The 11,940-nt window shown below is 52.0% G+C and carries 9 protein-coding genes, 1 pseudogene and 2 riboswitches; of the genes and pseudogenes, 9 read left to right on the forward strand and 1 reads right to left on the reverse strand.

Features of this window, described 5'->3' with window-relative positions; translation table 11 throughout:
- The first annotated feature begins 41 nt into the window (after positions 1-41).
- A riboswitch (TPP riboswitch) is annotated at positions 42-151 on the forward strand.
- Positions 152-231: 80 nt separating this feature from the next.
- From CGC65_RS10180 to CGC65_RS10205, 6 genes and pseudogenes are all read left to right on the forward strand, one after another.
- The gene (locus tag CGC65_RS10180) at positions 232-528 is read left to right on the forward strand and encodes a thiamine-binding protein (RefSeq protein WP_002569495.1); all 297 of its coding nucleotides are present in this window, start codon (positions 232-234) and stop codon (positions 526-528) included.
- Positions 497-1,270, forward strand: a complete 774-nt coding sequence (locus tag CGC65_RS10185) for an ABC transporter permease (RefSeq protein ID WP_002569494.1) — start codon at positions 497-499, stop codon at positions 1,268-1,270. The genes CGC65_RS10180 and CGC65_RS10185 overlap by 32 nt, the downstream gene beginning before the upstream one ends.
- Before the next feature lie 46 nt (positions 1,271-1,316).
- A complete protein-coding gene (locus CGC65_RS10190; RefSeq protein WP_002569493.1) occupies positions 1,317-2,342 on the forward strand; it encodes an ABC transporter substrate-binding protein in 1,026 nt (341 codons plus the stop codon).
- Positions 2,343-2,377: 35 nt separating this feature from the next.
- Positions 2,378-3,124, forward strand: coding sequence for an ABC transporter ATP-binding protein (locus CGC65_RS10195; protein ID WP_002569492.1), 747 nt, complete (start codon positions 2,378-2,380; stop codon positions 3,122-3,124).
- Positions 3,125-3,269: 145 nt separating this feature from the next.
- Positions 3,270-6,623, forward strand: a pseudogene (locus CGC65_RS32485) (EAL domain-containing protein).
- A 258-nt stretch (positions 6,624-6,881) separates the two neighbouring features.
- A complete protein-coding gene (locus CGC65_RS10205; RefSeq protein WP_002569488.1) occupies positions 6,882-7,634 on the forward strand; it encodes an EFR1 family ferrodoxin in 753 nt (250 codons plus the stop codon).
- A gap of 241 nt (positions 7,635-7,875) precedes the next feature.
- On the opposite strand, the gene CGC65_RS10210 is transcribed toward CGC65_RS10205, so the two are convergent.
- Entirely contained in the window at positions 7,876-8,898 is a 1,023-nt protein-coding gene (locus CGC65_RS10210; RefSeq protein WP_002569487.1) for a PTS sugar transporter subunit IIC, read from the reverse strand.
- Between the two features lie 207 nt (positions 8,899-9,105).
- Between CGC65_RS10210 and CGC65_RS10215 the strand changes: the two genes are divergently transcribed.
- The 3 genes from CGC65_RS10215 to CGC65_RS10225 all read left to right on the forward strand — a co-directional run bounded on the left by CGC65_RS10215 (position 9,106) and on the right by CGC65_RS10225 (position 11,738).
- Positions 9,106-9,648, forward strand: coding sequence for a phosphatase PAP2 family protein (locus CGC65_RS10215; protein ID WP_002569486.1), 543 nt, complete (start codon positions 9,106-9,108; stop codon positions 9,646-9,648).
- Between the two features lie 64 nt (positions 9,649-9,712).
- Positions 9,713-10,738, forward strand: coding sequence for an MBL fold metallo-hydrolase (locus CGC65_RS10220; protein WP_002569485.1), 1,026 nt, complete (start codon positions 9,713-9,715; stop codon positions 10,736-10,738).
- 80 nt (positions 10,739-10,818) lie between these two features.
- Positions 10,819-10,931: riboswitch (THF riboswitch) on the forward strand.
- A 234-nt stretch (positions 10,932-11,165) separates the two neighbouring features.
- Complete coding sequence (locus CGC65_RS10225; RefSeq protein WP_002569484.1) at positions 11,166-11,738, forward strand: folate family ECF transporter S component; 573 nt, start codon at positions 11,166-11,168, stop codon at positions 11,736-11,738.
- Positions 11,739-11,940 lie beyond the last annotated feature (202 nt).

The raw sequence follows: 11,940 nt of genomic DNA on the forward strand, positions 1-11,940 counted from the left end.
TACCTATTGACTTTTAAAATGAGCCGTAGTATACTTGTCCCAACAATGAAAAGGGGTGCTGGAGTGGAATCCGGCTGAGATGGAATATGTTCTGAACCCTGATACCTGATCTGGATAATGCCAGCGTAGGAAGCCTGCAGAAGATGTGAATTTTTGTAAGTTTTATCCCGCCCGGACTATCCGGACGGGATTTTTTATTCCGTATGATTTGAAGAGAAAAGGAGAAATAATATGAACGCAAGCGTAGCAATCCAGTCACTTCCCAAGGCAGCAAATGACGAAGAATTAATCCGTATCGTGGACCAGGTCATCGACTACATCAAGAGTACGGGGTTAAACTATTATGTAGGTCCCTTTGAGACAACCATTGAAGGGGATTATGACCAGCTGATGGATATTGTAAAAGAGTGCCAGCATATTGCGGTCAGGGCAGGGGCGCCCTCAGTGGCTGCATACATTAAGGTTTCTTACCACCCCGAAGGAGATGTGCTTACCATTGAAAAGAAAGTCACCAAGCATCACCAGTAAACTGTGGTCTGTTTCAGCCATTCTCGCCATCCTTATCCTGTGGCAGCTTTCTGTATCCCTTGGTCTGGTGGAGGGATTTATGCTGCCTTCACCGGTCCAGGTAGCAGAGGCGTTTATAAAGGAATTCCCGGCCCTTATGGAGAATGCCAGGATTACACTGACCGAGGCAGGGATGGGACTTGTTTTGGGAATTGCCACGGGCTTTGGGGCGGCCGTGCTGATGGACCGGTTTGACAAGGCATACAAGGCATTTTATCCCATCATTGTACTGACCCAGACAGTGCCGGCTGTGGCCATTGCGCCTCTTCTGGTACTGTGGTTTGGCTATGAAATGACTCCCAAGGTCATACTCATTGTGATTACCACTTTTTTCCCCATAACGGTGGGGCTGCTCACCGGATTCAGGGCAGCGGACCCGGATGCTGTGAACCTGCTAAAGGCCATGGGAGCGGGCCGGTTCCAGATATTTTGCTATATCAAGCTGCCGGGTGCCATGGGCCAGTTCTTTTCCAGTCTCAAGATATCAGCCTCCTATGCAGTGGTGGGAGCCGTGATTTCTGAGTGGCTGGGCGGATTTGGCGGACTGGGCGTATACATGACAAGGGTTAAGAAGGCATTTTCCTTTGACAAGATGTTCGCGGTGATTTTCCTGATATCGGCCATCAGTTTAATTCTGATGTGGGCCGTGGAACTACTTCAGAAAAAATGTATGCCATGGGAAACCAGTCAAAAACAGAAATAGAACATGGAACAGATATCCGGCGTTTCATTAAGAGGAGAGATTGAAAATGAAAAATAAGTGCGCAAGTATGCTGCTGGCCTCCCTGTGCCTGGGCGTACTTCTCACCGGGTGCGGCAAGGCTCCGGATTCAGGAGAGAATACCACCCCTGTCCAGGCGGCGAAACAGGATGTAAGAAAGCTGACATTTGTCCTGGACTGGACGCCTAACACCAACCACACAGGCATCTATGTTGCCCGGGAAAAGGGCTATTTTAAGGATGCCGGCCTGGAGGTGGAGATTGTGCAGCCGCCGGAAAACGGGGCAGAGGTGCTGGCTGCCTCCGGAAAGGCTCAGTTTGCGATGTCCTTCCAGGACAGCCTGGCGCCGGCGTTTTCAGGGGATAATCCCCTTCCGGTGACAGCTGTGGCAGGCGTCATACAGCACAATACATCGGGCATTATATCCAGAAGGGGCGAGGGTATGGACCGCCCAAAGGGACTGGAGGGGAAAAAGTATGCCACCTGGGACCTTCCTGTGGAAAAGGCGACCATTAAGGATGTGATGGAAGCAGACGGAGGGGATTTTGATAAGGTGGAACTCATTCCCAGCACCGTGACGGACGAGGTGACGGCGCTGAAGACAAAATCCGTGGATGCCATATGGATTTTTTATGCATGGGCAGGAGTCAAGACAGAGCTGGAAGGTCTGGAAACTGACTACTTTGCGTTTGCGGACTTGGATCCTGTATTTGATTTTTATACGCCGGTTATCATAGCCAACAATACATTCCTCGCAGAGGAGCCGGAGACAGCCAGGGCGTTTCTGGACGCTGTCAGCAGGGGATACGAGTTTGCGATAGAACATCCCCGTGAGGCAGGGGAGATCCTGTGCAAGGCAGCTCCGGAGCTGGACCCGGATCTGGTAAAAGCCAGTCAGGAATACCTGGCGGACAAGTACCAGGCGGATGCGCCCCAATGGGGATATATTGACCAGGAGCGCTGGGATGCATATTACGCATGGCTGAATGAAAAAGGGCTTACGGAAACGCCCATTGAGGCGGGAACAGGATGTTCCAATGAATACCTTCCGTAAGGCCGGGGACGGCAGTGCTGTGCCAGGAGGAGAACATGGAGCAACTAAAGGTAGAGGGAATCTCAAAATCCTTTGACGGGGAGCCGGTGCTGGCGGATATATCCATCACCCTGAATAAGGGGGAGCTGGTGTCTCTGCTGGGAATCAGCGGAGGCGGAAAGACCACCCTTTTTAACATTATTGCTGGTCTGTCAAGGCCGGACACAGGGCATGTCCTTCTGGACGGAGAGGACGTAACCGGATGCCCCGGGCGGGTGAGTTATATGCTGCAGAAGGACCTGCTCCTTCCCTACCGGACCATAGAGGACAATGTGGCCCTTCCTCTGATTGTAAAAGGAATGAAGAAGAGGAAGGCACGGGAGGCTGCCTTTCCCTATTTCCGGCAGTTCGGCCTGGAGGGCACCCAGAAAAAGTATCCGGCCCAGTTGTCCGGGGGCATGCGCCAGAGGGCGGCTCTGCTTCGGACGTATCTGTTTTCCGGCAGCGTGGCCCTGTTGGATGAGCCATTTTCCGCACTGGATATGCTGACCAAAAAATCCGTCCATAACTGGTATCTGAAGGTGATGGACGAAATCCATCTGTCCACCCTGTTTATTACCCACGACATTGACGAGGCCATATTGCTGTCCGACCGGATTTACCTGCTGACAGGCAGGCCCGGAAGGATAACGGAGGAACTTATCATAAAAGAGACAAAGCCCAGGGACAGGGATTTCGGCCTTACGGAAGAATTTCTGGAATATAAGAGGCATATACTGAGACATCTTGAAACCACCGCCTGAAAAATGAGGAGCCATGATAATGGTTCCTTATTTTATTGCGGTATTTTTAATCCGGCATTTTACGATAAGGTTGACGGGGACAGGTAAAGAAGATTATAATTAATATATTTCAATGAAAAGCTGCGTGCGGAAAAGAGGTACTTGCATGAGTACGAAAGGAAGCAGTGAGAAGACAAGCATCTATATCATAGACAGGGATTACAGGCTGGTGCATTTCAACGATGCCCTGAAGCGGCGGTTTAAGGATGTGCGCTGCGGTGACGTCTGTTATGAGAAGCTGTGCGGAGAGGACCGGCCCTGCCAGGGCTGTCCGCTGAATCGGGATTCGGACGGGGCTGTCATGTTTTATAATAAAGCGATCCAGCAGTGGGTGGAGGTGAGTTCCGGGAACATGGACTGGCCGGGCCTGGGGCCCTGCCGGGTGATTCTGGTGCGGGAAATCAATGAGGGCAACAAGAATCTCTTTTACAATCTTACCAGTATTTCTGCCTATGACGAATTGTTTGAGTTGAATTTTACCAGGGACTATTATAAGATACTGTACCATCAGGAAGGAAAGTATGTGATTCCTGCGCCGGAGGGAACCTTAAGCTCCATGGTGCAGGAGGTATCGGAACATATGATTCACCCGGAGGACGCCCGGCGTTTTTTGGAATTCTGGGAGCCGGGGCGCATTGCATCGTGCCTGTCGGACCAGCACGCAAGCCGTATCCTTAAAGGTGAGTTCCGCAAACGGAAGGTGGATGGAACCTGGTGCTGGGTGGCGCAGATTGTGGTGCCTATTTTAAGCGGCGCTGAGGACGAGGACATCGTCATGTGCTTTATCCAGGACATCGACGAACAGAAACGCAGGGAAGAATCCTTGGCCCTGGGAAATCAGTTGACAGAGGAGGGCTTAGATCCCATTACCGGACTTTGCAGGAGGCCGGTGTTTTTCAGGCAGTCGGCTGCCTTTCTTAAACATGTGAAAAATCCTGAAGATTACTGCCTTATGGCTATTGATATTGAGCATTTCAAGCTTTTTAATGACTGGTACGGACAGGAGGCGGGGGACCGCCTTCTGGCCATGATAGGAGAACTTCTGAACAAGACGCAGTCGGAGGAGGGCGGCCTTGCCGGATATATGGGCGGAGACGATTTCGTTATACTTCTACCTGATTCGCCTGCTGTCCTGCGCAGGCTGCAGGAGGAGATAACCAGGTATATGAAGGAGGCGGTACAGCCGGATTCCTTCCGGCCTTTGGCATCTATGGTATTGACGGCGGGGGCCTTGCTGTCAGCAATATGTACGACCTGGCTGTTATAGCCCTGTCGTCTGTGAAGGGCAATTACGCCCAGAGGGTCAGCCGGTATGACAGCCGCATGAAGCAGAAGCTGGAGGAGGACCACAGGCTTCTCTCTGAGATACAGCGGGCCCTGGAAAACGGCGAGATTACCTTCTATGCCCAGCCCAAGTGCAACATGAGGACAGGAAAGATTGTGGGGCTTGAATCTCTGGTGCGCTGGAATCACCCGGAGCGGGGCCTCATAGCTCCGGGGGTGTTCATCCCGCTTTTGGAGAATAATGGTCTGGTGACAAAGCTGGATCTGTATGTCTGGGAGGAAGTCTGTAGAAATGTAAAGAAATGGATAGACAGCGGCCGCAAACCGGTCCCCATATCGGTCAACGTATCCAGGATAGACATATATACCCTGAACGTGACCCGTGTATTCCAGGAACTCATCAGCCGTTACTGCCTGGATCCAAGGCTTATAGAGATCGAAATTACGGAGAGCGCCTATGTGGAGGAGTACAAGGTTATAACAGCCGTGGTGGAGGAACTGCGGTCCGCGGGCTTTACCGTGCTGATGGATGATTTTGGCAGCGGTTACTCCTCCCTTAACATGCTTAAAGATGTGAATGTAGATGTCCTGAAAATTGATATGAAATTTCTGGACATGGACCACGAAAGCGTGGGGTAAGGGCATGGGAATCCTGGAGGCAATCACCCGCATGGCCAATATTGTGGGCATCCGTATGATTGCAGAGGGGGTTGAGAGCAAAGAGCAGATGGAGCTGCTTCAGGATATGGGCTGCACCTATGGACAGGGATATTATTTCTACCATCCCATGCCCATTGAGGTTTTTGAGCAGATCCTGTCAGATGAGGCCAACATTGACTTCAGGGGAATCAAGGCGCGACAGATTGAGCGAATCCGCCTTCAGGAGCTGATGAACGGGGACATGGTGAGCGATGCCATGATGAACAACATATTGGGCGCTGTTGCATTTTACGACCTATACGATGGAAGGCTGGAGCTGCTTCGGGTCAATGAGCAGTACTGTTCCGTCACCCGGACCACAGGCATGGACCTGGAGGAGGTGCGCAAAACCATTCTGGGCACCGTATTTGAAGATGACCGGGACCAGGTGATGGAAATATTCAGCCGGGCCAGGCAGAATCCTATAAAGGGGGCGGAGGGGGAACTGCGCAGCAGGCGGGGGGACGGCACCTCCATGTGGATGCATCTGAGGGTATTCTTCCTCAGGGAGCAGGACGGCCACTGGCTTTACTACGGGGCCATAAGCGACATATCCCAGCAAAAGCAAAGGGAGCAGCAGCTGGAGGCCTCCCAGCGCGCCCTGTCATCCGCGGTACATATATCAGAAAAGGACGAGTCCTTCATGACGCTGACCGAAGAGAACCGCAGGGCCGCAGCCGCCATCTTTGCCCAGATGACGCCCGGAGGCATGATAGGAGGCTACTGCGAGGAAGGATTTCCGCTGTATTTTGCCAATCATGAGATGGTAAAGCTGCTGGGCTATGAAACCTTTGAGGAGCTGTCAGAGGCAATCCGGGGAAAGGTGGTCAATACCATCCATCCTGATGACCGGCAGCGGGTGGCGGCAGACATAGGCCCGCGATATTACACCGGCCTGGAATACACCACCACCTACCGCATGCCCAAGAAGGACGGCACCTGGTTCTGGACCCTGGACAAGGGCCGTGTCATCGAGGCGGAGGACGGCCGCCTGGCCATCATCAGCGCATGCACGGACATCTCTGAGAGCATGGAAGCCCAGCGCCTGTTAAGGGAGCGCAACAGCGCTCTGGCCAGGGAAAATGCAGAGTTAAACATTCTCAACAACGACATGCCCGGCGGATACCACCGCTGCGCCAGGACAAAGGACTTTGACTTCACTTATATCAGCAGCCGTTTCCTTGAGATATTTGGTTACAGCCGGCAGCAGATAAAGGATCTGTTTGACAACAAATTTATCAACATGATACATCCGGAGGACCGCCGGAGAGTCACCGGAGAGGTAGACTGCCTGGCCTGCCAGGTAAGCTGCGGCATCATGGTTTACCGCATGCAAAGCTCACGGGGCTACATCTGGATTATGGACCAGACCAACTACCTGATTTACGAAGACAGGGAATACCTTCAGGGAGTGGTCACCGATCTTTCCGAGCTTCAGAGAATCATGGATTCAACCAAATCAATCAAACTGCCGTGACGCAAAAGACGGACCATCAGCTGTATGCCGATAGTCCGTCTTTTCCATACTCTCCCCAAAAGAACATGGCTGGTAATGAATTTTTTTACCAATGTTGTATTCATGCCCTCTGTCCGCTATAATGGTTAATGAACTAACAACCACGATGTAAGCGCAGACGAAACCCAACAGAAAGAGACAGCCCGTTTAACCAGCCTTATCCGCACAAGCGTACAGCATATCAGCCCACAGCCATAAAGGCAGAAGGAGACAACAGCCATGATTCTATATTTTTCAGGAACAGGAAACAGTGAATATACCGCGAAAAGAATCAGAGAAGAGACAGACGACAATATCATGAATCTGGGAGAGAAAATACGCAGCCGCGACTTTTCAAGCATACACTCAGACACCCCGTGGGTTGTGGCCGCCCCCACCTATGCGTGGAGAATTCCCCGCATTCTGCAGGAATGGCTGGAAAAAACAGAACTAACCGGAAACAGGACCATATACTTCGTAATGACCTGCGGCGGAAACATTGGAAACGCAGGCAGATACCTAAAAAAGCTAACCGACGCAAAAGGCCTCAACTATGCGGGCTGCGCCCAGATAATCATGCCTGAAAATTACATTGCCATGTTCGCCACTCCCACCCAGGAAGAAGCAGCCGGAATAATCCGCGGTTCCCTGAGGGCAATAGACGAAGCCGCCCGGCAAATCAAGGACAGCAGGCCATTCCCCCAGCTTCCCATAACACGAAAAGACAAAATCAACAGCAGCATAGTAAACATCCTCTTTTACCCAATGTTCGTCCACGCCAAAAAGTTCCAGGCAACCAGCGCCTGCACATCCTGCGGCAAATGCGCCGTTATCTGCCCCTTAAACAACATCCGTCTGACAAACGGAACCCCGGTCTGGGGAAAAAACTGCACCCACTGCATGGCCTGCATAAACCGCTGTCCAAGCCAAGCCATCGAATACGGAAAACACACCCAAACCCTCCCCCGCTACACCTGCCCCAAAAGCATATAATGAAAATAAACCAAGCCCTATTTAATCCCACCCGCAAGCGTGGAAGCGCCAGCGGACATGAGAAAGAATAAGCTGGAAAAGGTGTGGGGGACGGGCGGGGAGTTTTGGGGAATTTTACCAAGGGATTACAGCCCCCTCTCCTGGCTTAGAGACTGTTCCCGAGGGAACCATGAGCCAAACCTCCCCGCCCGTCCCCCACGCCTTTTCCCGACTCAAATCCCCCGTCCGCGTACCTTCCACCTTACAAATCCAACTTCAAATCCCCATCCTTTATCCACCCCATCCTGCGCAGTACCTCCCCAAACACAAAGGTCAGCACAGCAGGAAGCAGGAAGCACACCAGAAGGATGCCCACCCACATACTGGTTCCGCCGCCCATGGCCGTATATACGCCGATGGGGCCTACCAGCCCGCAGGTACCCATGCCGGACCCGGCCGGGATGTTTTCCAGGCGGAATACCATGGTGGCTATGGGGCCGGTAATCATGGATGCCAGTGTGGGAGGTATCCAGATACGGGGATTGAGTACAATATTGCCCATCTGCAGCATACTGGTGCCCAGGCCCTGGGCCATCAGTCCGCCGATTTTATTTTCGCGGTAGCTCATAACGGCAAATCCAATCATCTGGGCGCAGCAGCCGGCTGTGGCAGCACCTCCGGCCAGTCCGTCCAGGGACAGGGCAATGCAGATGGCAGCGCTGCTGATGGGAAGGGTCAGGGCAATGCCGATAAGAGCTGACACCAGGATCCCCATAATGAAGGGCTGCATTTCCGTGGCTGTCTTTACCAGATTTCCGAACCAGTTCATGAACCCGGCCACGCCTGGTCCCACGAACTGGGCCACCAGCACACCGGAGATAATGGTGATGCCGGGCGTTACGATGATATCAAGACGTGTTTCCTTGGATACAATCTTGCCCAGTTCAGCCGCCACAATGGTGGCGACCAGGGCGCCCACAGGACCTCCCAGGGCATTGCCCGCGATGCCTACCGTGGCAGCGGAAAACAGCACCAGCTGAGGTGCCTTTAAGGCGTGGGCAATGGCGATGCCCAGGGCTGCGCCGGTAGCGCTTTTGGCATAGTCGGCAATGACATTGAAAATTTCTATCTGGAACTGCTGGCCCAGGGTACCGAAGATGGTGCCGATGAGAAGGGAAGCAAACAGGCCGAAGGCCATGGCTCCCAGGGCGTCAATCAGATAGGTCTGCACCGTGATGTTTACATTTTTCCGTTTCAGGAATTCTTTCACACTTGATTTTGCCATACTCATATTCTCCCTTTATGGGGCTGAGGAATGTATCGGAATTTATACGCTCCGGAGCCTTTATTTTGTTAGGGATTTTATCACATATTTATAAAAATGCAAGGTTTTTGACTAAAATCGCATTTTTTGTTAAAATATTAACAGATTGCAAAATAATACTGTGTGGGATATAATGGTATGAACAGGGGATATTAACCTGGAAATGAGGTGGACGTTATCGAATTCCAGATTTTATATACACTGCAGGAACTTCGCACGCCTTTGGTAGACGGGCTTATGGTGTTCATTACCTCTCTGGGCGACCACGGATGGTTCTGGATCCTTATGGGTGTCCTGCTTTTTTCATTTCCCAGGACCAGGATATTAGGCGGATGTATGCTTATATCCATAGCAGCCGGATTTCTCCTGGGCAATGTAATGCTTAAAAATATAGCGGCCAGGCAGCGTCCCTGCTGGCTGGATCCTTCCGTGGAACTGCTGGTCGCTGTTCCAAAGGATTTCTCCTTTCCATCGGGGCATTCCCTGGTGAGCTTTGAGGGAGCGGTCTGCATCTTCCTTTTTAACAGGAAATGGGGGATTCCGGCCCTGATGCTGGCGGTGCTTACCGCGTTTTCCAGGCTGTATCTCTTTGTACATTTTCCAACGGATGTGCTGGCGGGAATTGTCATGGGAACCGTAATCGCGTGGTCCGTGGTGAGAACAGCGAAAAGGCGGATGAAAAAAACGGACCGGATGTCAGGGAAACCATGACATGGCGGCAGGCCGGACAACGGATATGGCTATAGAATGACAGAATGAAAGACAGGTGGAAGTTATGTTGGAACGCGCTCCGGGAATTTTTGAAGTGGAGCTTCACAGCAATCAGAAAAGCATTGATGAGATTAAGATATTCCTTATTCCGGGAAAGGATGGGGAGAGAAGCCTGATGGTGGACGCGGGCTTTCGCAGCAGGACGTGTCTGCACGTCATGGAAGAGGCGCTGGGAAAACTGGGAATCACCTATGACAGGCTGGATATATTCCTGACCCACAAGCATCATGACCACTGCGGTCTGGCCAGCGAGTATGCGGCCAGAGGCGCGAGGCTGTTCATGAATCCCCAGGAAGACAGGCATTGCTATGACTGTCTGTACTATAACCACAGCCATGGATCCACGGAGGACCAGCCCCAGGTGCTGCAAAGCGTCGGGGTGACAGAGGATGGGACGCCGGAGATATGGAACATGTTTATGGAAGTAAACCAAAGGATCCGGGAGAACAGGGGATGGGAATTCGAGATTCCGGGATATCCCTATACGCCGGTCAGTGAGGGACGGATTCTGAGCTATGGGGATTATGACCTGGAGACAGTGGGGCTTAAGGGACATACCTACGGGCAGATGGGGCTGTACGACCGGAACCATAAGATACTTTTTTGCGCGGACCAGGTCATTGACGGCATTGTGCCCATTGTGGGCACCACCTATCCCGACGAGCATCTGCTTAAGGGGTATTTTGACTCTCTGGAAAAGCTGAAGCACCAGTATGTGGACTGCCTGATTCTTCCGGCTCACAAGGAGCCCATCCGGGATGTGAAGCGGGTGGTGGACCGGATTGTCTTTGCCTATCTGGATAAGACGGATTTGATCAAGCATATCCTGGACCACGGCCACCACAGGATGACCACCAAGGAGGTGGCGTGTCTGGCTTACGGTATAGACCATGTGCCCAGGGACCAGTCTGAGTTCATCAAGCTTAAGATGGTCATAAGCAAGACCTTTTCCTGTCTGGAATACCTGTATGATGAGGATTTTGCCATCCGTACCCTGGAGAACGGTACCTATTACTGGGAAGCGCCGTAATAAGCCGCGGAGGAAGATGTCAAAAAAGTGCTTGCATATCTTCATATATAGTGTATAGTAGAAGGTACAATAAAAACAGAAGCAGAGTAGGTATATGTGCGTTAAGTGCCGGCTGGACAGGGAGTTGTCAGCTGGACGAAAGAGGATTCCCAAAGGGAAACTGTCTGCGGTACATATGCCGCATCCCGCTGCAACAGAGATAGATGGAGCGGCCTGTTTTATGTGCAGCCGGTTTACGCCGGCCAAAAGCGTGTGTGAAAATCAATGATACAGCACGTTCTCGCACAGGGAAGCCATGTCCGGGCATAATGATGCACCGGATGGGTTTTCGGGGCCGTTTTTTGTATGCCAGGAAGAAAGGTTCCTGCACCTGCCATTGTATATCTCCGTTTGTAGTCCGTGAAATCTGCAAAGGAGGTAATGAATCATGAAGAAATTAGCAGAACTGTTCGGCAGCTCGTCCCGGGAGCTTAAGAGTGTCAGGACCATCACTGTGTGCGCCATGCTGGCGGCAGCGGCAATCATCCTGGTAAATTTCCGCATCGAACTGACGAACACCCAGAGAATCGGTTTTTCCGGCATACCCAACCAATTAGTGGCCTATCTGTTTGGCCCCGCAGTCAGCTGTCTGTTTGCGGGGGCGCTGGATATCATCAAGTATCTCATCAAGCCGGTGGGGGCCTTCTTTCCCGGCCTGACCCTGGTGACCATGCTGGCTGGCCTGATTTACGGGTTTTTCTTTTATAAGAAACCATTAAAGCTGACCAGGGTGCTGGCGGCCCATTTTCTGGTCTGCCTGGTGTGCAATGTGATTCTCAATACCCTGTGTCTCAGCATCCTGTACGGGCAGGCATTCATGATACTCCTGCCTCCCAGGGTCATACAGAACATAGTGAAATGGCCCATTGATTCCTTTATTTTTTTCAATGTGGCCAAGATGCTGGAGATGTCCGGCGTGTTCCGGGTGGTCAGAGGAAGCAGGGCAGCCGTACAGCGGTAGCAGGAAGAGGCAGCAGAAACCGGCAGCCGCCAGGAGAAGATTAAAAGTTATTTATTTAACGGGTGAAGCATTTAACGAGAGCAGAGAGGGACAGATACCGGTTGTCCCTCTCTGTTTACAGCAAAATGCCCTCGGGATTCAGGTATGAACCTGTCCCGGGGGCATTTTGCTGTCAGGTGGTCCGGGCAGGTCAGAACAGTCC

Source organism: Enterocloster bolteae (assembly GCF_002234575.2).
Taxonomy (GTDB): domain Bacteria; phylum Bacillota; class Clostridia; order Lachnospirales; family Lachnospiraceae; genus Enterocloster; species Enterocloster bolteae.

Bases quoted from the DNA above. Each gene is read 5' to 3' on its own strand.
- CGC65_RS10180 (WP_002569495.1), top strand. From the start codon at position 232: ATGAACGCAAGCGTAGCAATCCAGTCACTTCCCAAGGCAGCAAATGAC.
- CGC65_RS10190 (WP_002569493.1), top strand. From the start codon at position 1,317: ATGAAAAATAAGTGCGCAAGTATGCTGCTGGCCTCCCTGTGCCTGGGC.
- CGC65_RS10195 (WP_002569492.1), top strand. From the start codon at position 2,378: ATGGAGCAACTAAAGGTAGAGGGAATCTCAAAATCCTTTGACGGGGAG.
- CGC65_RS10205 (WP_002569488.1), top strand. From the start codon at position 6,882: ATGATTCTATATTTTTCAGGAACAGGAAACAGTGAATATACCGCGAAA.
- CGC65_RS10210 (WP_002569487.1), bottom strand. From the start codon at position 8,898: ATGGCAAAATCAAGTGTGAAAGAATTCCTGAAACGGAAAAATGTAAAC.
- CGC65_RS10220 (WP_002569485.1), top strand. From the start codon at position 9,713: ATGTTGGAACGCGCTCCGGGAATTTTTGAAGTGGAGCTTCACAGCAAT.
- CGC65_RS10225 (WP_002569484.1), top strand. From the start codon at position 11,166: ATGAAGAAATTAGCAGAACTGTTCGGCAGCTCGTCCCGGGAGCTTAAG.